Below are 21,602 nucleotides of genomic sequence, written 5' to 3' on the forward strand. Positions count from 1 at the left end.
CATCAGTTTTGACTTAGGAGAATCCATCCATGAGTAACCTTCCAGCTCCCAGCCCGAATGATGTCGTTATCCTCGCTGGTGCCCGCACCCCGCAGGGCAAGCTGCTCGGTCAGCTGGCACCGCTTACTTCCGTCGAACTTGGCGCTCATGCTGTCAAGCACGCTGTCCAGCGTTCCGGCGTTGCCCCGGAAGAGGTTCAGCACGTCGTTCTGGGCCAGGTGATTCTCGCAGGTGCTGGCCAGAACCCGGCTCGACAGGTCGCCATTAAGGCGGGTCTGCCATGGAATACGACTGCTGAGATCGTTAACAAGGTCTGCCTCTCGGGCCTAAACGCTGTCATTCACGCCGCTCGCTTGATTCGTCTCGGTGATGCAGACGTCGTTGTTGCAGGTGGTCAGGAGTCCATGACGCACGCTCCGCACGTTGCACGCGGTGTTCGTCAGGGCAAGTCCTTCGGTGCGCTGAAGCTGGAGGACACCTTGGAGCGCGACGGTCTGGTCGACTCCTTCGATGGTGTGTCCATGGGTACGCTTACCGACGGTCCGAACAGCGACCTCGGCATTAGCCGCGAGCAGCAGGACGAGGTTGCGGCCGCTTCTCACCAGCGTGCGGCTAAGGCGCAGGAAGACGGTATTTTCGCGCAGGAAATCGCTCCAATCGAGATTCCGCAGCGCAAGGGTGACCCGGTAGTTGTCGACACCGACCAGGGCATTCGCCCGGAGACCACGGTGGAGACCCTGGCTAAGCTGCGCCCGGTCTTCCTGAAGGAAAACGGCACCATCACTGCCGGTAACTCCTCGCCGATTTCCGACGGTGCCGCAGCAGTTGTGCTGGCATCGCGTGCTTACGCAGAAAAGCACGGACTGGACTACCTCGCAGTTGTGGGCAAGGCTGGCCAGACCGCAGGTCCGGATAACTCCCTGCACGCTCAGCCTGCGGACTCTTTGAAGGAGGCCCTGCGTCGCGCTGAGTGGGACGCGCAGGAGCTCGACTTCATCGAGATCAACGAGGCATTTGGTGCGGTGGCCGTCAAGTCCCTGCGTGAGCTGGACTACCCGCTGGAGAAGACCAACATCCACGGTGGCGCGATTGCCCTCGGCCATCCGATTGGCTGCTCTGGTGCCCGCCTGACTCTGACCGCTGCGATGGAGCTGAACCGTCGCGGTTCGGGTCGCGCTGGTGTGTCCCTGTGCGGTGGCGGCGGTCAGGGCGATGCGCTGCTGCTGTACCGCGACTAATCGCGAAAGGCTGAAAAACTCAGCAAGCCCGCGTTGTGGTTTCCACTCTATGGATGCCACAACGCGGGTTTTGTTGTCTCCTGGGGGAGCCCCTGCGCGAAGGTGATTCGAGTTTTCAATTAGGTTAGGAGCTATGACAGGCTTTAGCTCCCTCGATGGTGAACAGACCTTCCCTTGGCTTCCCTCTGGCCCGGCGCTACTCTTCGCCCCGGCTGACCGTCCGGAACGTTTCCAGAAAGCTGCTGAACGATCGGACATGGTCATCATTGACCTGGAAGACGGCGCTGCCGTTGACAATCACGAGCAGGCACGTGCGAACATCATCAACAATCCGCTCGACCCGGAGACGACTATTCTTCGGATCACCGGTCCCGGGACTCCGACCTTCGCGGAGGATGTCGCCTTTGCCCGTGCATGTGATTACGACATCGTCATGGTGCCCAAGATTCGAGACTCCATCCCCGCAGAGCTCGAGGGGTTGAAGATCATCGCGATGATTGAAACCCCGCAGGCCATGATTAATATCCAGCAGATTGCCACGCACCCGGACGTTGTGGGTCTGTTCTGGGGTGCCGAAGACCTGACCGCCGAACTCGGCGGGGTGTCCTCGCGGCAGAGTGTGGATGAAAACCCACGTCGCCACTACCGAGACCCGCAGCGTCTGGCGCGAGCACTTGTTCAGGTCCATGCAGCTGCAGCGGGCATTGCCGCCATTGATGCCATTCACGCTGATTTCCGGGATGAGCGTGGCCAGTATCTCGAGGCACTCGACGCAGTGGGGTGCGGATTCCTGGCTACTGCCTGTATTCACCCGGCGATGGTGCCACCGGTGCGTAAGGCATACAAGCCGTCGGACGCAACGCTGGCCCGCGCCCGGGAGATTGTCAAGCACGCTGGAACGCATACCGGCGCCTTCCAGCTCGATGGTGAAATGATTGACGCGCCCGTCGTAAAGCAAGCCGTGGCAGCGCTCGCGCGAGCGGGAATTACGGAGTAACTAGCGGCGAGATTTCGCCAGGTTCTCGGTGATCTTCCGATCGATGCGGCCGAAGTTGTAGTACGCCGCACAGGCGCCTTCGGGGGAGACCATGCAGGTGCCGATGGGGGTCGCCGGGGTGCAGGCAGTGCCGAAGACCGCGCACTGCCAGGGCTTGATGTGGCCGGTGAGCACAGAACCGCATTCGCAGGTCACGGGGTCTGGGATACGGCGCCCCGGCACCTGGAAACGACGCTCGGCGTCGAATGCCGCGTATTCCTCAGAGATGCCGAGGCCGGAGTTTTCAATCCAGCCGAGACCACGCCACTCGAAGGTGTCGCGGAGGGAAAAGACGCGGTCCATAAGTTTCTGCGCGGTGGTGTTGCCGGAGGAGCGAACGACGCGCGCGTACTGGTTGTCCACCCGGGACTTACCGGCAGCAACGTCGCCGCTGACGAATTGATCCAGCAGCATGACGACGGCCTGGAGCACATCCAATGGCTCAAAACCGGTGACCGCCACTGGCAGATTAAACTCGCGCGGCAGGAACTCAAAGGCGTCCGTGCCGGTGGTTGTAGCCACGTGACCTGGGCCGATGAAACCATCGACCTTGGTTTCGCCGCCGTTGACGATGGCGCGCAGTGGCGGCTCGATGAGTACGTGGTTGGAAAATACGGAGAAGTTTTCCACTCCCTGCCGGCGCGCGGCCTCAATGGTCACGGCAGTCGACGGGGCGGTTGTCTCAAACCCAACGGCGAAGAAAACGACCTGCTTATCGGGGTTATCGGTGGCGATCTTCAGCGCGTCGAGAGGCGAGTAGACAAAGCGCACATCGGCGCCGCGCGCACGTGCCTGCATCAGCGACGTTTCGGACCCCGGCACGCGCATCATGTCGCCGAAGGTCGTGAAAATGACGTCTTCCTGCTGTGCCAGCCAAATGGCATCGTCGACGCGACCCATGGGGATGACGCAGACGGGGCAGCCGGGTCCGTGGATCAGCTCGATGTTTTCGGGTAGGAGGTTTTCCAAGCCGTAGCGGTAAATGGTGTGCGTGTGCCCGCCACAGACTTCCATCAGCGCGATGGGCTTCTCCAGCTTGGTGGCCTCGCGTTCAATGCGTGCGAGCAGCTTCTTCGCAGCGGCGGGATCGCGGAATTCGTCAACGTATTTCATGGTGCCGTCCAGCCCCTCAGTTGATCTGTGACGATGAGAAGGATTCCAGCTCATCCTCGTAAGTGTCGCCGCCTAGCTGTTTGATTTGCTGGAGCGAAAGTCTGGCTTCTTCCTCGTCGATCTTGCTCATGGCGAAACCGACATGTACGAGAACCCAGTCACCGGCGGTGAGGTTCTCGTCAACAAGTAAATCGGTGGAAATCATGCGTGCGACGCCACCAATTTCCACTGTTGCACGGGCAGCATCGTGGACTTCTGTGATGACGGCAGGGACACCAAGACACATACGCTTCTCCTCGTTTGCAATACTTATCGAGACTACCATCAGAGGCAGCGAACCTCGTTTTCGAAGGACGAGTGACGCAAGCAGTTTTGTCCGCCACCAGCTGTGAAGTTAGGGATAGTGAGCATGCAGCCGAAGAATCGTCTGAACACCAACGAAGCCAAGGTAAACACCAATATTGGTCGCGTTCGGGCACGTCCGTTCAGGCTTCTCGACGATTATGTCACCTTGCAACACGGCTCCGGTGGAAAGGCCTCCGCAGCTCTGGTTGAACAGGTCTTTTTCGACGCCTATGGCAATGAAATTTTAGGGCAGGGTGGCGACTCCGGGCTGTTCGCTGCCGATGCCGTCGTCGAGGCTGCGGCAGCTTCTGCACATGGTGGGGCGCGGTTGGCAATGTCCACCGACTCCTATGTGGTCAATCCCATCGAGTTCCCGGGCGGCGACATCGGGGATTTGGCCGTCAACGGCACGATTAACGATCTGGCGGTAGCTGGAGCCAGGCCCCTGGCGCTGACCGCATCGTTCATTCTGGAAGAGGGGCTGGAGATTGCGACTCTGCGCCGCATTGTGGCGAGTATGCGCGTCGCTGCCGATGCCGCAGGGGTGAGCATCGTCGCCGGCGACACCAAGGTTGTGCCGAAGGGCGCAGGTGACCAGGTCTACATCACCACGGCCGGGGTGGGCGTGGTCCGCGGCGACTACGCCGGTGCCGCTACGGCAGGATCTGTCTACGCAAACATCGAGGCCGGAGACCGCATCCTCGTCTCCGGTCCAATCGCCGATCACGGCATGGCCGTCATGCTCGCCCGCGGCGACTTGGCTCTGGCCGCGCCTATTGAGTCCGATACCCGCGCTGTCAACGGTCTGGTCGAAGCGCTACTTGAAGCTGCACCCGGCACTCGCTGGATGCGCGATGCCACCCGCGGCGGCCTCGGCACGGTCGCCAACGAGCTCGCCCGCGGCACCGGTCTTGGTGTCGTGCTTGACGACGAATCCATTGCAGTCCGTGACATGACCCGTGGCGCCTGTGACATGCTTGGCATCGATCCGCTCTACGTCGCCAATGAAGGTACCTTCGTCGCCGTTGTCCCCGCCGAGCAATCCGAGGCAGCGCTCAGTGCACTCCACGCAGCCGGGGCTTCCGAGGCTTGTGATATCGGCTCCATCGAGGACGAGCCCGCCGCTTCCGTGGTACTGGTCACCGGATTCGGTGGCACCCGCATGGTGGACATGTTGGTCGGCGACCCGCTGCCGCGCATCTGCTAGACATCCATGCCCGTTGCCGCCAGCAGGCGGCCGGCCACCGCCTGACCAAGACTCAATCCGCCATCGCCCGGCGGCACAATTTGATGCTGCAACAGAGTAATGCCCTCAGCTGCAACTTCGCGCCGCAGCAGCTCCATCAACAGCGCATTATTCGCGCAACCCCCGCTGATGCCGACAACATCGGTGCCGGCTTCCTCCGCAGCCTGCACCAATCGCTTGGCGACGACACCCGCGACCCCACCGTGAAATACAAATGCGGCCTGCTCAACGTCAGGCGATGCTACCGCCTCCCGAATGGCGTCCTGGAAGGGCACTGGCTTGGTCTCTGAACTGACCGCTTCAAGCGCTTCCGCATGTGACCTCACGTAGCGAGTCGCCGCTGCCTCCAACTCCATGGCCGCTTGCGCCTCGTAGCTGATGGCCCCGCCACCGCGCCAGCGAGGAAGCAGCAGAGCTGCGGCGGCATCGAATATGCGGCCGAGAGAAGACGTTTGCACTGTGCCAACTCCCGTCGCCAACTGGCTTTTAACCAGGGCTACTTCGCGCTCGTTGGAGAGATTGCGCAGGAGGTGGTCGTCGTCAAGCCCCCAAGCATGAGCGAGACCGAGGGCGAGCCGCCACGGGTGCGTGACGGCGCGATCTCCACCGACCAACGGGAAAGTGGGGCAGTGCCAGGTGCGTTCCCAGTTTGCGGAACTGCGACTGAGCGTGAGAACCTCGCCGCCCCAGATGGACCCATCGGTGCCATAGCCGGTGCCGTCGAGGGTGGCGACGACGGCGCGACCCGCATTGGGGGAGAGGAGACGGTGCTCCGCGAGTAGGGAGAGCGCGTGTGCGAAGTGGTGCTGAACTGCGAGGAGTTCGATGTCGTGCTCGGCGGCGAAGCGTTCGGCGAAGGTGGTAGTGGCGTAGCCCGGATGAAGATCGCAGACGACAATTTTCGGGGTCGCATCGCGCATGGAAAGGAGCTGGTCAACTGCTCTCTGGTAGGCCTTCTGGCTGGCCCACGAACCCATGTCGCCAATGTGCGCAGAGACGTGAGCGAGGTCCCCATGCGCGATAGCGAAAGTGTTCTTCAGCTCTCCGCCGGTCGCGAAAATGGTCGGTTGGGACGTGCTCCGGGCGCTGGTGCCAGGGCCAGGGCCAGTGCCAGGGCCAGGGCCAGTGTGGCTACGAGAATCGGTGGGCGTGATTGAAACGGGGACGGGAGCGAAGCCGCGGGACCGGCGCGATGGGGCGGTGCCGATGAAAACCGAATCTTCAACGGGTACGTGGATTTCGCGGTCGTGGAGGATGAAAGCGTCGGCGATGTGACCGAGCTTCTTCAGCGCGTCGGCATTGTCGGTACAGACGGGCTCGCCACTGAGGTTGCCGCTGGTGACCACGAGCGGGCGATCGCAAAGCAGCAGGTGAATGCCTGAGTACGGAAGCATAATCCCGAAGCTGTCGAGGCCCGGTGCGATGAGATTGGAAAGCGGCCCCGACCGCTGCTTCGGTGCAATCACAATCGGTGCCTCAGGGGAGTCGAGGAAACGCTTCTCCTGCTCAGTTAACTCAACCAGTTGGGCAGCAGTGTCAACAGTGGGGGCCATTACCGCCAACGGTTTGTCGGGTCGACGTTTGCGCATCCGTAGTTTCTCGCAGGCAGCGTCATTGGTGGCATCGCAGACCAGGTGAAAACCACCAATACCTTTGACGGCGAGCAGGGCGCCGTCGTCAAGCAGTGCGTGTGCGCGACGAAAGAGCGCGAGAACCTCCTCGCGGGAGGTGGCGGTGGTGGTGCCGCCTGTATCGTGCCAGCTCAGACGCGGGCCACAGTCGAAGCAGCTGATTGGCTGAGCGTGATAGCGGCGGTCGGTGGGGTCGGTGTACTCGCGCTCGCACGGGGTGCACATCGGAAAGGCCGCCATAGTGGTGCGCGGGCGGTCGTAGGGCAGTTCAGTGATGATGGACAGGCGCGGTCCGCAGTTGGTGCAGGAGATGAAAGGGTAGAGGTAGCGCGGGTTGGTAGGGTCGAAAAACTCACGGCGGCAGTCCGGGCACAGTGCAGTGTCGGGCGGAAGCAGTGCGCGGCCGGAGTAGCTGTGGCGAGAGGGCACGATGGTGAACTCGCGCTCATGGCCCAGTGTCGCGATGTGCTCGGCGGAGTGATTGATGATGCGGGCAAGCGCCGGCAGTTCGGTGAAAAGCTGGCTGCGGAAGGCAGCGAGGGCGTCCGACGTGCCTTCTACCTCGATGAATACGCCCTGCTCATCGTTGCCACAGAAGCCGACGAGACCCGCGCGCCGGGCGATGGTGGCGACAAAAGGGCGGAATCCGACCCCCTGGACGATACCTTCGATACGCCAGCGAATGCGTTGAATGCTCGTACCCATCCCCGCCCCGGTCGCGCCTGCCTTTTCCATGCATTCAACTTTACGTAAGCGGCTCGGGTCCGTTCGCACTGCTAGTTTGGAGATTGTGCACGAAGTAGCGTTGAGCATGCAGTTAGCGAAGGTTGTCACGAGAGCAGCCGAAGGTCGAACTGTACGCACTGTGCACCTGCGGATAGGCGCTCTACGGCAGGTTGTGCCAGAAACCCTTTCATACGCGTGGGATTTCGTCAGTCGCGATACCGGTTTGGGGGACGCGAAATTGGATATTGACTGGGTACCTGCGGTTGTCGAATGCGCGCACGGGCATCGCGAACAGGTGGGGCCACTCGACGGCCTGCTGTGCCCCACGTGTGGAAAGCCGGGACGCGTAATCTCGGGGGAAGAGTTCACAATCGTCGACATCGACGTCGACACGCACAAGTAGGAAAGACGGTTTTATCATGGGACGTTTCCACCGGCATGACGGCGATGACGCACACCACCATCACCACCATCATCATGACCACGACCATGACCACCATCACGGCCATGACCACGTTCATCTCGCCGATCCCGATGACACTAGCCACGGCGACCACTCGGGTTATGAAACCGGCGTGGAACGCGTGACCATCCTCGAGGACATCTTCAGCGAGAACGACCACCGCGCGGAGCATAATCGCGAGCTGCTTGCTGAGCATGGCGTGGAAGCCATCAACCTGATGAGCTCCCCGGGTTCAGGCAAGACTGCGCTGTTGGAGAAGACACTGGCGGCTGCGCAGGGAAAGCTGCGCGTCGGCATTATCGAGGGCGATATTGAGACGGCTCTCGATGCCGACCGCCTGGAGGGTTATGGGGCACAGATTTCGCTGCTGAACACGGGCAACGGATTCGGTGGTGAATGCCACTTGGACGCCCCGATGGTCTCCCGCGCGCTCGAGGGGCTGGATCTGTCCACGCTTGACCTGGTCATGATTGAAAATGTGGGAAACCTTGTCTGTCCGGCTGAGTTTGAGGTCGGTGAGACTCGCAAGGCAATGGTCTACTCCATCACCGAGGGGGAGGATAAGCCGGTCAAGTACCCGGTGATGTTCCGCTCTGTACAGGTGGTGGTTATCAACAAGATGGACCTTGCCCCGTACCTTGACTTCGACATGGAGCTCTTCCGCGCCAACCTGGAAAAGGTCAATCCAGGCGTGAAGGTGATTGAGGTCTCCGCTAAGACCGGGGAGGGCATCGACGAATGGCTCCGTTGGGTCAACCCTGCGCTGGTTGATTAAGCGCGCGCCGGGGGCCGTCGTGAAGCAATGGGGGCGTCACAGCATGCTTGACGACGGCCCCGTTACCCCCCCTCGCTTCGCTCCACCTTAGTGGGGGATAGGTGATATCCCGCTGTAATCTGCGGCGGTTTTTCACGTTCACTACCTGTACCTGGAGCTATATTTACGCAACATTTATCTTGCATATTATTTTGTTATAACCGCAGCGCAGCGCCATTATTCAGGTTGTTCTTAGGTCGCTATACTTGGCCATGTATAGGCAATGGGCCTTGGTAGTTGTAAAACCTCGAAACCAATATTCCTAATAACTAAGCAGAAGGCGCAGCGAAAAAATGATTAGTGGCGCGAATTGGCAGGAAGGGACCCTCGGCGAAAACCTCGCTAGAGCTGGTGTCTCACGGCGCAGTTTCATGAAGTTTTGTGGCACTATGGCGGCAATTTTTGCCGCCGGAACTCCGAATGTCGGTGAGGCTGCGGCGCAGTCACTGACTCCCTCGGCGGAGGAAATCGCAGATAAGCTCTCGGCTGTAAAGAAGCCGAAGGTGGCTTGGCTGCAGTTGCAGGAATGTACCGGATGTATGGAATCCGTATTGCGTTCCGGAGGCACCACTGCTGAAGATGTGGTGCTGAACCTGGTTTCGATGGACTACAACGAGCTGCTCATGGCACCGTCCGGGCATGCGGCTGAAAAGGCTTTGGACGACATGAATGCCGAGGATCACATTCTGGTGGTCAATGGCTCGATTCCGACCGGCGAGAACGGTGCGTACTGCACCATTGGCGGTAAGTCGGCAGAACAGGTGCTGCTCGAGGCTGCTGAGAAGGCCACGGCAATCCTGGCCGTTGGTGCCTGCGCAGTCTGGGGTTCTGTCCAGGCTGCTAAGCCGAATCCGACCGGTGCCAAGGGTGTCGATGAGATTATCAAGGACAAGCCGGTGATTAACGTCTCTGGTTGTCCGCCGATTGGTGAGGTGATTACGGCCACCCTGACGTACGTACTCACTTATGGCAAGACACCGGAGGTCGACGCTGAGGGGCGGCCAAAGTTTGCCTATGACCAGCGTATTCACGACTCCTGCCCGCGTCGCGCGCATTACGATGCCGGTCAGTTCGTGAAAACCTTCGACGACGAAGGCGCACGAAACGGCTGGTGCCTTTACGAGGTCGGCTGTAAGGGGCCATCCACGTTTAGCCCATGCCCAATCGTGCAGTGGAACCTTAAGTCCGGTTGGCCAATTGGTGCTGGTCACCCATGTATTGGCTGTACTGAGAAGGACTTCTTCGACCAGTTCACTCCGTTCTACGACAAGCTGCCGGGAATCCCGGGTATTGGAGTGGAGTCCAGCGTGAACACGGTCGGCGTTGGACTGCTGGCTGCCACTGCCGCAGGTGCCGCGGTCCATGGCGGACTCACACTGGTGAAGGAACTGAAGATAAGGCGCTCCAACGGCGAAGAAAAGGTGTTGGCTGCGTTTGGTGGTGTGGAAGGCCGGAAGCCACCGATGGTCGACCTTCCTTCAAACGCACCAGGCACGCAGAGCGAGACAGCATCCGATTCGAAGGACAACTAAGGGGGCATAGGACATGGCTACGGAAAAAGTTGTAATCGACCCGATTACCCGAATCGAGGGACACCTTCGCATTGAGCTGGAACGCGAGGGAGACCAGATCAAAACCGCGTGGAGTGAGACTACTCAGTTCCGCGGTATCGAAACCATTGTGAAAAACCGCGATCCTCGCGATGTCTGGGCATTCGTTGGTCGTATCTGTGGTGTGTGCACGGGTACTCACTCGGTGGCGTCCATTGCCGCTGTCGAAGATGCCATTGGCTCGACACCGCCCCCGCAGGCACGTCGTATTCGCGACCTGGTGATTGGCTCGCAGGAGATTCACGACCACGTCGTGCACTTCTACCATCTTCACGGTCTGGACTGGATTGATGTCACGAAGGCTCTCGAGGCAGATCCGAAGAAGACCGTTGAGTTCGCGCAGTCGATCGGCTCGACGTGGAAGGGCAACAACGAAGAAACCTTCGCCCGGGTCAAGGAGACCGTGCAGGGCATTGTGGACTCCGGCCAGCTGTCCATCTTCACCGGCGGCTACTGGGGACATGAGGACTACCGCTTGCCGCCTGAGGCCAACCTGATGGCAGTGTCGCACTACCTCGACGCCTTGGCTTTCCAGCGCTCTATCATCCGCATTAACACCGTCTTCGGCGGTAAGAATCCACACCCGAACTTCCTGGTCGGAGGCATGGCGTGCTCCATCGACCCGGAACGCTCTGAGACGGTCAACCAAGTCGGCATTGATCAGATCAAGTCCTGGATCGACGAGATTGTGGAGTTCGTCAATGACTGCTTCTACCCAGATGCAGTCGCCATCATGAGCGTTTACAAGGACTACTTCGACATCGGTCGCTCCTCCGACAGCTTCCTGGCGGTAGGCATGGCCGGCGCCACTTACTCCGGCGACCCGGCTAAGTCCCGTGTCCAGACCGTGCATCCAGACATCAAGCCCGGTGTCATTCTCGACGGTGACTACACCAAGCTCCACCCATTCCAGCCGGAAAAGATCGAGGAATTCATCAACTCCGCCTGGTATACGCAGGAAGCCGGCGATGATGTCGGCCTCAAGCCGTATGACGGCGAAACAACTGTGAACTACACCGGCCCGAAGCCGCCGTACGAGTGGTTGTCGGACAATGAAAAGTACACCTGGTCGAAGGCGCCGCGTTACGACGGTCGCGCTGTTCAAGTTGGCCCGGTTGCTCGTGTGCTGTTGGCATACCTGCAGAAGGAGCCGGAGACAATGCGCCTGGTCGACGAGGTCATGGATAAGCTCGACCTGCGCATTGAGCAGATGAACTCCACTGCGGGACGCACCTACGCACGTGCTGTGGAGTCTGTGACCACCGCCAATTACTTGGCAGATCACATTTTCCCGGAGTTCGTTGAGGCCCTGAAGAACGGCGACATCGATGTCTTCGACAACAGCCGTTGGGAGCCGACCACGTGGCCGGAAAAGTGCCAGGGCGTGGGCTTCCTCGAGGTCGCTCGTGGCATGCTCAGCCACTGGGTCAAAATTGAAAATGGCAAGGTGACCAACTACCAAGCCGTGGTTCCCACCACGTGGCTGGCCGGTGGCCGTGACTCGAAGGGGCAGCTTGGCCCATACGAGCACGCGCTGGCTGGCGATGGCACACATCCGCTGGTTGATCCCGAGCAGCCGCTTGAACCACTTCGCACGATTCATTCCTTCGATCCATGTATGGCCTGCGCAGTCCACATTTTGGATCCGGCTGGTCAGGAAATGTTTAAGGTGACGACGGCATGACACCCCCAGTGAGTGAAAATCCGGAACTGCGACTAAAAGATTCCAAGGGCAACCCCCTGGTTATTGCGGTTATTGACGCACACACCAGCCACTGGTTGTCGCCATCCGAGGTCATTCAGGCCGCAGCAATTGTCCCGGACGACTCCCGCGATCCTGTCGACCTTGCGCTAAAGGTCAGCTTGCGTCGTCGTCGTGACGATCTTTTCCACCTCGACGGCACGCCACTGATGAAACTGACCCCGGATTCCTACGACCCGGCGACGCCTGACCGCCGTTACTCCATTGCCAAGGTGCACGGCCTCAACATTGCGGATCAAACGGTCGATGTCGCCATCATGCGCGGTGAATTGAATGCGGTCGTTGAGGCATCCACGATGTCCCGTGAGGAAGGCGTTCTACTTCGTCGTAACGCGAACATGCATCATGGTCGCGGGCACCGCAGCATGGGCGTCGCGCTTGCGCCCATTGACAAAGACGGAAATATCATCGGAGAGTTCATCTTCGAAGGATTCGTGGCAATGGGGCTGCGGAAACTCGACGAGGCCATTGCGGAGAACAAGAAGGGCTCCGGTTCGTGGGTCGAGGTTCACCTGTGGGGATGGGCGCTGCGCGTTCAACATTGGTTGAACCTGGCGCTGATGTTGGTGATGACCTTTACTGGCTGGTACATCATGCAGCCCTATTTGACTGAGCGCACCTATGACGGCTCGGCCGCGGGATTCGCGATGGGATATGTCCGTTTCGCGCACTTCTTAGCCGGATTCCTATGGATCGCGGTGGGGCTATGGCGTGTCATTCTGCTGTTTGTTACCCACGACCGACAAACACGATGGCGTGCGCTATGGCCGATTTATAACAAGCAGGATGTTAAAGACCTCTGGCACACGATGCAGTACTACCTCTTCCTGCGCAAGGAAGGGCCGTTCTACTTCGCACACAATCCGCTGCAGCAGCTGGCGTACACCGGCATTTACGCGATGTGTTTCATCCAGATGCTCACAGGTTTGTCGCTATACGCGATGATGGACCAGTCCAACTGGTTCTTCCAGCTGTTGGCTATGCCCACGCACTGGATTGGCATCGGCTACTTCCGCCTGATTCACACAATCATCATGTACCTGATTTGGCTCTTCGCCATCATTCACGTCTACCTGGTTATCCGCTCTGATGCGGTACACAACCACGGTGGTCTGTCCTCGATGATTGGTGGCTCTGTCTGGCTACCGCGCGGCACGCAACCGGTTGACTCTCCACGCATTGGATAGGAGATCATTGGGTAACGATAAGGTGTCCGACGCAGTCACCGGTGCTGATGCTGGCACTCCGTTGGTGACGGTTCTTGGCATCGGCAACCCCGTCATGGGCGACGACGGCATTGGTCTCGAGCTGCTGAGGCGCCTTGCCCCAGAACTGGAATCTGCAGGCATGGGGCAGACAACGCAGGCCGGGGATTCTGCGCATCTGGTCTGGTCGCCCTCCAACCTCGATGATCCTGCGAACCTCGCCGGGCGAGGGGACGAATGGACGGGTGCGGTTGCCTACATCGATGGTGGCACCTGCGGTATGGAGTTGCTGCCCATCGTGCAGGAGGCCAAGAACCTATTGTTGCTCGACGCTCTCGCTGGTCCGGGGGATCCCGGTACCGTCGTCAAGCTCGTCGGTGACCAGATCCCTAGACTATTGGCGGCAAAGCTGTCCGCGCATCAGGTCGGCTTGCTGGATTTGCTCACCGCGGCGCGACTGCTGGGGCAGGAGCCTGAGCGCGTCGGTGTGGTGGGAGTGGTCTACGAGTCTGCCGACATGGTGGTGGGGCTCAGCAACACGGCACTTGGCGGCATTGAGGAGGCGACTGAGGTTGCGCGCGAGCTCATCGACAGCTGGCTTGCCGACGAGCGCGACAGTGACGTCTAACCCTCGCCCTCAGCGCTGACCTCAATACTGGAGATTTCAAACTCGCGGCCGTGCCGCAAATCCGCAGTTGGGGTGCCGCAGACAGGGCAGGTTAGAGCATAGAATTCATCAATTTCATGCTCAGCCTCGCAGGTGGGGCAGTAGACCGTCGAGACAATGAGCTCGGCATCTAACTCGGCGCCCTCACACTGCGTCGCGGCACTGGCCACAGGCCATGCGGCGATGAGGGAATCGTAGACGACCCCGGAGCGGTCGCCCACACGCATTGACACCTTTGTCACGGTACGTCCCGGGCAGACCTCGGCAATCTTTTCCACCACGCTGGTCAACAATCCAAGCTCATGCACAGATACCATTATGGCGAAGCACTCAGCGCGAAGGAGGCGCAGGCGGACCATGTCATCCAAATCCGTTCCGGTTACCCAGCACATCCAGCTCGATGAGCTTGTTGACCCATTCGAGGCACGACTGGATGTCTATCGCGATGACAACGGCGCCATCACACAGGTGTCCTTCGACCTTTCAGGGCTGCCGCGTATCGACGGGATGCTCGTGGGCAAGCAGGCATTAGATGTGCCAGATATCACCAAGCGGCTGTGTGGCCTGTGCCCGGTTGTGCATCATCTTGCAGGTGTACGGGCGGTGGAGGACCTCTACGGGATTTCCGATATTCCCCGCACCGCACAGTTGATTCGAGAGCTGCTGGCGGCCGGGTCGACCTTGGATAATCTAGCGACCAAGTTTGTGGCCGCCGACCGCGAGGGGGCGCGGGCAATGAAGCGTGCGGGAAAAGCTCTGATGCGTGCAGCGGGGGCACCGTCGCACTTCCCGGATGTCGCCGTCCCCGGCGGTGTGCGCGCGGCAGTGGATAAGACGCTTGTTTCTGAGGCCGAAAGTGCTCTGGAGGCGCTGGCTGAGACGGCGGTAATCAAGGAAGTGGAGCTTCTTGCCGCCCCCGATGCTTCTGGTGCTTGGACGGATACTTTTGACGGTCTCGACGTCGCAGTCGTCGACGCTGACGGTGAACTTGCTCCGCTGGGAAATTACCTGGCAGTCGCGCGGCACGACACCGATACCGCAGCGCAGATTTTCCCGGCTGCTGATTGGCCTACACGTGTTCGGGAATCCCGTCCGGGCGATGCCGCTCCCAGGCCGGTGTTTGATGCCTCGAAGGAGCTGGGCAAGGATGGTTGTGAAGGTCAGCGGGCAGATTTTTACCGGGTGGGGCCGGTCTCCAGGCAGGTTGTCGTCGATAAGCGTGGAATCAGCCCACGCGACGCCCAACGCCAGCTTCTCGCCGACACCGTGGCCTGGGCGAAGCGGGTGCTTGCCGACGGGGAGCTGCTCGGCGACCATGTGTGCAATCCGAATGCTGCGACGGCGATTGAGAATGCTGACTTTGAAGAACCTCGCAGCGGTGTCGGGATGATTGACGGGCCACGTGGGCTGTTAGTGCATCGTTATACGGCAGGAGCTGACGGCATCATTACGGATTGTCAGATTATGACACCGACTGCGCAGAATGAACCCTGGCTGACGCGTATGCTTACCGAGCAGCTGTGCGGTGGCGGGGAGACTGCGGGGGTCGAGAAGTCGATTTGGGCCGCTGATCCGTGCCTACCGTGTAGTTCGGCACCTGCGGGAGTGATGACATTCACGATGCAGGAACATGCCGGTGCACCTGCGGACAATATAACAACGGATAGCCCTGGTTCGGCGGACGCCCCGACTGTAGTGGAGAGGACGAAGTAACACGATGTGTCTTGGAATTCCTGCCCGGGTTTTGGCAATCGCCGATGGTCCATTGCCGATGGCGACGGTGGATATGGCGGGGCAGAAGCGGCAATGCTCGGCAATGTACGTGCCTGAGCTGGTGGCAGGTGATTGGGTGTTCGTCCAGAACGGGTTCATCATGAACGTGCTGGACGAACAGGAGGCCAAGGAGGCCTTGGCCGCAATTGAGGAATATAACCTCATCGAACATGTCGCTGAGGTCTCCCCGAAGGGACGGGCCTAGTTCACGCAGGTCACGCCGGCGGCGTCGATAGCGGGGCGATCTTCCTGCGGAATTGCCCCGCCTTCCTGGCCGATGACATCGCCATTGGAACCATCTTCGACTTCAGGCGCGGGTTCGGCACCGTCGCCCGAATCAGCGGCCATTCCCTCTGATGTCAATCCCGGGCCTTCGTAGTCACCGGCAATTGTCACTGAGATGTGGTGCGGATCGAGGTATGGATCGTGGACAATCGGTACGCCACCGAGTGCCTCAGAGATGGCCTGCGCTGCCGGATCCTCTGGGTCAGCCGCATTGATCTGGCTGGAGGCAACGCCGGCGAACTCAGCGTTGCCGACCTCGCCCTGGGTGTAGCCCTTTTCCGTTAAGAAGCCTGAGACGCCGCTGGCCAAACCTTCAATGCCTGTGGCGTTGTAAACGCTGACCGTAGTTTCAGCCGCGTTGGGGTCAGCCTTCTTTTCGTCTTCTTCCTTCGCCGGAGCTTTTTCTTCCTTGGTGCCCAGCAGGGTCTCGAAGTACTTGTGAACCTGGCCCTTATCGATTGTGACCACCGACTCGCCATAGTCACCGACACCGTCAATCGAGGTCACCGGGATAGTTTCAAACTTCACGTTGCCACCACTGAGGCCCTGCATCTGGGTAGCAAATCCGGTGACATCCCAGTTGTCGTCGAGTACCACCGAGCGCTGGACAGCATTGCCCAGTTCAGACAGCTTCGCGGGATTAGACAGCGTGCCAGCGCCGAGCAGCTTATTGGTGAACGAGGCCATGAAGACCTGCTGGCGAGTAATTCGGTCGAGGTCACCGCGGGGCAGACCATGGCGCTGGCGGACGAATGAGAGCGCGTCGGCACCCTTCAATGTCTGTGAGCCCGCTGGGAAATCTGCACCCGAGAACTCGTCGTAGACAGCCTCATTCAGACATACATCGACACCACCAATGGCATCGGTGAGCAGGACAAAGCCGAGCAGACCAACTTCTGCGTAGTGGTCAACGGTGATACCGCTGAGATCGCTAATGGTTTCAATCAGAGCTCTACGTCCGGCCTCGGTCGAGCGACGCTCAATGTCTTCCGGCGAGGCCCCGCTTCCTGCGAGTTCTTCTTCCACCATCTGCTTTGTATTGCCGTAGACACCATTGATCTTTGTGTTGCCTAGGCGATTGGTGTGGACATAGGTATCGCGCGGAATGGAAATTGCCGTCGCTGAAGAACCATCGGCAGGAACACGAATCACAATAATCGTGTCTGTATTCGTGGCTTCTTCGTCGCCGGCACGCAGAAGCTCAACTTCTTCCGGAGTCAGCGGGTTGCCCTGGGCATCGGTGCGGGAGTCGGAGCCGACGAGCAGAATATCGGTTGCACCGTCCTTCTCACTGCCCAGACCGAAGTCGCCACCCGAACCCAAGTTGTCGGTGGTCCTACCGAGTGTCCACCAGCCAACTGCGGAAATAACCAGGATAATGGCCGAGAGCAGCACAAGCGCATTGCGCAGCATCGGCGGCCAAGCTTGGGCGGTACTCTCTGCAGAGGACGGTGGCGCTTGAATATCGCGTGCGTGACGCGCGCGTGGCGTGTGGCTGCTCAAACCGGGGCTCCTCTTAAACCGTTTTCGAAAATATAATTTGTGCTGCATGTCTGCGTGGGCATTCCACACATCGTGGAGAGCAGTAAGCAGCTGCGGAAACTACATAAACCTTAACCGTCCAACCGTGTGCGGTTACACCTCAACACAGTGTCAATCGTATCTACGATAGTGATAAAGAAGAATATGTCTGAAATTTCAGTCTCGCATTTCGCCACTCATGGACCAACCCACAGCAACTCGCGGCGTCCCATTGTCGCCATAACTGGTGCGGCGGGACAGCTGGGTACTGCGCTTCAGTGTGATTCTTTTGCCGCCGGTGTTGAGGTGCGCGCTCTCACTCGGGCACAGTTGGATATCACTGATTCGGCTGCTGTGGAGGCAACGCCTCTGCTTGACGACGTCGACATCATCATTAACGCGGCAGCGGCGACCGATGTCGATGGCGCAGAATCCGATCCCGGTTCGGCGCACCTTATTAATGCACTCGGACCGAAGTACTTGGCGGCTCGGGCGAAAAAAGAAGGCGCGTATCTCATTCACATCTCCACCGACTATGTCTTCGGTGATGTAGCAATCGATGAGATGACGGGGCAGCGCCGAGCGCTGCGAGTTGATGATTTCACCGCGCCTCAGACTATGTATGGACGTACCAAGTTAGTGGGGGAGAATAATGTGCGTGATTCGGGTGCGCGTTTCGCTATTTTGCGCACGGCGTGGGTCTGGTCGGGGCCCACACAGCCGGAGGCCAAGGACTTCGTTTCCACGATGATGCGTCTGGCAGAGACGGCGACTGACGACAAAGGCAATCCGGCAATTATTAAGGTCGTTGACGATCAGCACGGAAACCCCACATTTGTCGGTGATCTCGCCGGAGCTGTCTGGGAGTTGTCCGAACGTGTGTTGTCCGAACCGAGCAGCGCACCGACCGGCACCTTCCATGTCACGGGCAGCGGTGAGGCGACATGGTTCGAGGTGGCTCGCGAAGTGTTTCGGCTCACCGGTCACGATCCGCAGCGTGTGGTGGCTTGTACCAGCAGTGAGTTCCCACGTCCGGCCCCACGTCCGGCCTGGTCCGTGTTGGATGGTTCGGCATGGAGTGAGGTAGGTCTACATGCGCTTCCGGAGTGGCAGGACACTTTGCGGGCAGTCCTGACCTAGGGTCTAGGTTTGTGATTGAAACCTCGAATTCCCCGCAACCCTCGCAGCTTCCGCTCGGTGTGGTCACCGTGACCTTTTCGCCCGGTGAGCACCTGAGCAAGCTGGTGGATTCGCTGGGCCCCGCCGCCAGTGCCTCCACGCGTCTGATTATGGCCGACAACGGCTCGACGGATGGTTCCGTGGAGAAGGAAGAAGCTCGGGCCAAGGAGACCGGAGCGGATGTTCAGCTTCTGCGCACCGGCGGCAACATTGGCTATGGCGCGGCCGCCAACCGTGGCATTGCGGAGCTGGGGCGGGCTCGCCGTGCTGGTGAAATCAATCCTGATTACGTCATGCTGGTCAATCCTGACGTGGTGTTTGCCCCTGGCGCAATCGATGTTCTGTTGGAATGCGCGCAGCGCAATCCCAAAGCTGGAGCGATTGGTCCGCTGATTCGCGAGGCGGATGGCAGCGTGTACCCGTCGGCACGCGCGGTTCCTAAACTTGTCAGCGGTATCGGGCACGCGCTGCTTGCCGATATCTGGCCTACTAACCCTTTCTCACGGCGCTACCGGGATGACACGGATATGGATCGTGAGCGATCGGCGGGATGGTTGTCGGGCGCGTGCCTGCTGCTGCGGTGGGATGCGTTCGACCAGATTGATGGCTTTGATACCCGCTACTTCATGTACATGGAGGACGTGGATTTGGGTGACCGACTGGGCAAGGCCGGTTGGAGCAATGTTTTCTGTCCCCGTGCAGAGATTCGTCACGCGCAGGGGCATTCTGCCAGTAAGCACCCGGAAATTACCGTAAAGGCCCATCACGAGTCGGCATACCGTTTTATGTCAGATCGCCTGCCGGGGCCGGCGCTGGCACCTGTGCGACTGGCATTGCGTTTGGGGCTGTTCCTGCGTGGCAAAGTCATAATCGCGGTCAAAAAGCGTAGGAATTAATTAACTGTTGGAATGATCCATCGAAGAAAGTTACCGATTTCATGACTACCGAAGTTCGTCCGAGTGCTGGGCATGGCTCCGCCTTCCAGCCGGGAGCGGATGCTGCACAGCAGGCGGGAGCCACGTTGGCTGAACAGACTGACGCTGTCATTCTGGTCGGCGGGCAAGGTACGCGTTTGCGTCCCCTTACCGTGAATACGCCGAAGCCGATGCTGCCCACGGCAGGGCATCCATTCCTGGAGCATCTGCTTGGCCGCATTCGTGCAGCAGGTATGAAGCACGTGGTATTGGGCACCTCCTACCGAGCTGAAGTATTTGAAGAACACTTCGGCGATGGTTCGGATTTGGGTCTCGAAATTGAATATGTCTTTGAAGCTGAGCCGCTGGGTACCGGTGGCGGTATCCGAAACGTCCTAGACAAGCTGCGCTATGACACCGCGATGATTTTCAACGGCGATGTCCTCGGCGGTACCGACTTGCGTGCGGTGTTGGGTACTCACGCGGAGAAGGATGCGGACGTCACGATGCACCTCGTACGTGTGCCGGATCCACGCGCGTTCGGCTGTGTCCCGACCGATGAGGATGGGCGCGTCCTGGAGTTCCTGGAGAAGACCCAGGATCCGCCAACCGATCAGATTAATGCCGGTATCTACGTGTTCCGCCGCGAGATTATCGAATCGATTCCGGCTGGTCGTCCTATTAGCGTTGAGCGTGAAATCTTCCCAGCGCTGCTTGACCGCGGTATGAACGTCTACGGTCACGTTGATTACGCCTACTGGCGTGACATGGGGACTCCGGGTGACTTCGTCCGCGGCTCCTCCGATTTGGTCCGCGGTATCGCGCCGTCACCGCTACTAGAGGGTAAGCACGGCGAAGCGCTTGTCGACGAATCAGCGTCGGTCGGTGGCGGCGCTCTTCTCTACGGTGGCTCTGTCGTCGGACGTGGGGCGGAGATTGGTGCGGGAGCTCGGATTGATCAATCGGTGATCTTCGACGGCGCACGCATCGGTGCCGGTGCTGTGATTGAGCGCTCTGTGATTGCCGATGGCGCCGATATTGGCCCGCGGACGGTCATCAGTGATGCCATTATCGGCGAGGGTGCCGTCGTTGGTGCGCGCTGTGAATTGATCAACGGTATCCGTGTGTGGCCGGGTGTCCAGATCCCCGATCACGGAGTACGTTTTTCGACGGATGTCTAGTCTGCAGCCTTCGGCGTGTCAGACTTTTGTCGGCAATATCTGATTAGAATTGCCGAAGTGTCGCCAAAGGTGCTGGTGAGAGGCATGTGGCGAATGTGATTGAGTTCAGGTGGCAGGTTTAGAGTCCGGGGGCCATCCTTCAACCTGAACTTAATCCCCAACGCGGGGGGAGGGGCTTCAGGGGCAATGAAAAGTATTGGGGCAAATTCTCTATTCGGCTTGACCGATGGTGGGTTACACGTGTGTAATCACAAATGTGTGTTTCGCACACTAAGCCCAATTTAAAGACCCGCAGCAACAACCATCAGGAGGCCCTCGGCATGGAAAAGTCCAGCATGTTTGATGGCGGCTCTGCTGTGGATAGTGAGACGAATGCGGGTGACATCGCTGTGAATGATAGCTCCTCTGAAAACCAGCCTCGGCCGTTGACAGAGTGGGCAGATGACCTTTCGGGGTTGTTTGAAGCCGTCGATCAGGACTGGCAGGAGCAAGCTCTGTGTGCCCAGACCGATCCAGAAGCTTTCTTCCCTGAGAAGGGTGGGTCCACTCGCGAAGCAAAGCGTATTTGTCGTGCTTGTGGTGTGCGAGATGAATGCCTGGAGTTTGCTCTCGAGCATGATGAGCGCTTCGGCATTTGGGGTGGCCTCTCTGAGCGTGAGCGCCGCCGTTTGAAGCGGCAGATTGGCTAGGATCGCGCGGCTAGTTTTTCGTGTGCACGCAATGCCACAGTTTCCCCTTGGGTAATACCCTGGGGGATTTTTCGGTGAACGAGTTTTTCCTGCTCTCTAGGGTTAATAGACGAAAATATGTCCGCTCAGCATGTCGCTGGGTGGGCCCTTTTGTCGCTTAGTTCTTAATGCGAGTTACTGACTGCGTTTATGACAAAAATCGCC

General features: G+C 59.4%; 20 protein-coding genes. 15 read left to right on the top strand and 5 right to left on the bottom strand.

Annotation, left to right across the window (positions count from 1 at the left end):
- The first annotated feature begins 29 nt into the window (after nucleotides 1–29).
- Both HMPREF2849_RS03635 and HMPREF2849_RS03640 read left to right on the top strand, forming a co-directional pair.
- Nucleotides 30–1,238, top strand: a complete 1,209-nt coding sequence (locus HMPREF2849_RS03635) for an acetyl-CoA C-acetyltransferase (protein ID WP_038627863.1) — start codon at nucleotides 30–32, stop codon at nucleotides 1,236–1,238.
- 133 nt (nucleotides 1,239–1,371) lie between these two features.
- The gene (locus HMPREF2849_RS03640; RefSeq protein ID WP_016422177.1) at nucleotides 1,372–2,235 is read left to right on the top strand and encodes an HpcH/HpaI aldolase/citrate lyase family protein; all 864 of its coding nucleotides are present in this window, start codon (nucleotides 1,372–1,374) and stop codon (nucleotides 2,233–2,235) included.
- Here HMPREF2849_RS03640 and hypD read toward each other — a convergent pair whose 3' ends face one another.
- Together hypD and HMPREF2849_RS03650 are read right to left on the bottom strand one after the other, a co-directional pair.
- Nucleotides 2,236–3,387: a hydrogenase formation protein HypD gene (hypD, locus tag HMPREF2849_RS03645; RefSeq protein ID WP_070566209.1), complete on the bottom strand. Its 1,152-nt coding sequence runs from the start codon at nucleotides 3,385–3,387 to the stop codon at nucleotides 2,236–2,238.
- 16 nt (nucleotides 3,388–3,403) lie between these two features.
- Nucleotides 3,404–3,673 carry a HypC/HybG/HupF family hydrogenase formation chaperone gene (locus tag HMPREF2849_RS03650; protein WP_049172773.1) on the bottom strand — a complete coding sequence of 90 codons (270 nt, stop codon included), beginning with the start codon at nucleotides 3,671–3,673 and terminating at the stop codon, nucleotides 3,404–3,406.
- A 123-nt stretch (nucleotides 3,674–3,796) separates the two neighbouring features.
- Here HMPREF2849_RS03650 and hypE point away from each other — a divergent pair, with 123 nt between their 5' ends.
- Nucleotides 3,797–4,939 (top strand): hydrogenase expression/formation protein HypE, encoded by a 1,143-nt coding sequence (gene hypE / locus HMPREF2849_RS03655; protein WP_049193292.1) that lies wholly within the window; start codon nucleotides 3,797–3,799, stop codon nucleotides 4,937–4,939.
- Here hypE and HMPREF2849_RS03660 read toward each other — a convergent pair.
- A complete protein-coding gene (locus HMPREF2849_RS03660) occupies nucleotides 4,936–7,344 on the bottom strand; it encodes a carbamoyltransferase HypF (protein ID WP_083327247.1) in 2,409 nt (802 codons plus the stop codon). The two genes, hypE and HMPREF2849_RS03660, sit on opposite strands and share 4 nt — an antisense overlap.
- Nucleotides 7,345–7,420: 76 nt before the next feature.
- Between HMPREF2849_RS03660 and HMPREF2849_RS03665 the strand changes: the two genes are divergently transcribed.
- From HMPREF2849_RS03665 to HMPREF2849_RS03690, 6 genes are all read left to right on the top strand, one after another.
- On the top strand, nucleotides 7,421–7,738 hold the full coding sequence (locus HMPREF2849_RS03665) for a hydrogenase maturation nickel metallochaperone HypA (RefSeq protein ID WP_081636710.1): 318 nt from the start codon (nucleotides 7,421–7,423) through the stop codon (nucleotides 7,736–7,738).
- 16 nt (nucleotides 7,739–7,754) lie between these two features.
- Nucleotides 7,755–8,573 carry a hydrogenase nickel incorporation protein HypB gene (hypB, locus tag HMPREF2849_RS03670; protein ID WP_049193294.1) on the top strand — a complete coding sequence of 273 codons (819 nt, stop codon included), beginning with the start codon at nucleotides 7,755–7,757 and terminating at the stop codon, nucleotides 8,571–8,573.
- A gap of 332 nt (nucleotides 8,574–8,905) precedes the next feature.
- Nucleotides 8,906–10,144, top strand: coding sequence for a hydrogenase small subunit (locus HMPREF2849_RS03675; RefSeq protein WP_016422185.1), 1,239 nt, complete (start codon nucleotides 8,906–8,908; stop codon nucleotides 10,142–10,144).
- A gap of 13 nt (nucleotides 10,145–10,157) precedes the next feature.
- Nucleotides 10,158–11,906 (top strand): nickel-dependent hydrogenase large subunit, encoded by a 1,749-nt coding sequence (locus HMPREF2849_RS03680; protein ID WP_049193295.1) that lies wholly within the window; start codon nucleotides 10,158–10,160, stop codon nucleotides 11,904–11,906.
- Entirely contained in the window at nucleotides 11,903–13,171 is a 1,269-nt protein-coding gene (gene cybH / locus HMPREF2849_RS03685) for a Ni/Fe-hydrogenase, b-type cytochrome subunit (RefSeq protein ID WP_016422187.1), read from the top strand. Before HMPREF2849_RS03680 ends, cybH begins: the two co-directional genes overlap by 4 nt.
- A gap of 61 nt (nucleotides 13,172–13,232) precedes the next feature.
- The gene (locus HMPREF2849_RS03690) at nucleotides 13,233–13,817 is read left to right on the top strand and encodes a hydrogenase maturation protease (protein WP_049191165.1); all 585 of its coding nucleotides are present in this window, start codon (nucleotides 13,233–13,235) and stop codon (nucleotides 13,815–13,817) included.
- Here the strand turns inward: HMPREF2849_RS03690 and HMPREF2849_RS03695 are convergent.
- Entirely contained in the window at nucleotides 13,814–14,173 is a 360-nt protein-coding gene (locus HMPREF2849_RS03695; protein ID WP_172954599.1) for a hydrogenase maturation nickel metallochaperone HypA/HybF, read from the bottom strand. The genes HMPREF2849_RS03690 and HMPREF2849_RS03695 overlap by 4 nt on opposite strands.
- A 40-nt stretch (nucleotides 14,174–14,213) precedes the next feature.
- Between HMPREF2849_RS03695 and HMPREF2849_RS03700 the strand changes: the two genes are divergently transcribed.
- Nucleotides 14,214–15,569: a nickel-dependent hydrogenase large subunit gene (locus tag HMPREF2849_RS03700; RefSeq protein ID WP_070862615.1), complete on the top strand. Its 1,356-nt coding sequence runs from the start codon at nucleotides 14,214–14,216 to the stop codon at nucleotides 15,567–15,569.
- A gap of 4 nt (nucleotides 15,570–15,573) precedes the next feature.
- Nucleotides 15,574–15,834 carry a HypC/HybG/HupF family hydrogenase formation chaperone gene (locus HMPREF2849_RS03705; RefSeq protein WP_016422191.1) on the top strand — a complete coding sequence of 87 codons (261 nt, stop codon included), beginning with the start codon at nucleotides 15,574–15,576 and terminating at the stop codon, nucleotides 15,832–15,834.
- Here HMPREF2849_RS03705 and HMPREF2849_RS03710 read toward each other — a convergent pair.
- Nucleotides 15,831–17,465 (bottom strand): LCP family protein, encoded by a 1,635-nt coding sequence (locus HMPREF2849_RS03710; protein WP_370449627.1) that lies wholly within the window; start codon nucleotides 17,463–17,465, stop codon nucleotides 15,831–15,833. The two genes, HMPREF2849_RS03705 and HMPREF2849_RS03710, sit on opposite strands and share 4 nt — an antisense overlap.
- Nucleotides 17,466–17,600: 135 nt before the next feature.
- Between HMPREF2849_RS03710 and rfbD the strand changes: the two genes are divergently transcribed.
- The 4 genes from rfbD (at nucleotide 17,601) to HMPREF2849_RS03730 (ending at nucleotide 21,398) form a co-directional block, all read left to right on the top strand.
- Nucleotides 17,601–18,575, top strand: a complete 975-nt coding sequence (gene rfbD, locus HMPREF2849_RS03715; RefSeq protein ID WP_070652865.1) for a dTDP-4-dehydrorhamnose reductase — start codon at nucleotides 17,601–17,603, stop codon at nucleotides 18,573–18,575.
- 11 nt (nucleotides 18,576–18,586) lie between these two features.
- Entirely contained in the window at nucleotides 18,587–19,510 is a 924-nt protein-coding gene (locus HMPREF2849_RS03720) for a glycosyltransferase family 2 protein (RefSeq protein ID WP_070601206.1), read from the top strand.
- A gap of 41 nt (nucleotides 19,511–19,551) precedes the next feature.
- Entirely contained in the window at nucleotides 19,552–20,709 is a 1,158-nt protein-coding gene (locus HMPREF2849_RS03725; protein WP_048731655.1) for a mannose-1-phosphate guanylyltransferase, read from the top strand.
- Nucleotides 20,710–21,029: 320 nt separating this feature from the next.
- Entirely contained in the window at nucleotides 21,030–21,398 is a 369-nt protein-coding gene (locus HMPREF2849_RS03730) for a WhiB family transcriptional regulator (protein WP_005510060.1), read from the top strand.
- Nucleotides 21,399–21,602: the final 204 nt, after the last annotated feature.

This window comes from Corynebacterium sp. HMSC073B01 (genome assembly GCF_001838255.1).
GTDB lineage: Bacteria > Actinomycetota > Actinomycetes > Mycobacteriales > Mycobacteriaceae > Corynebacterium > Corynebacterium jeikeium_D.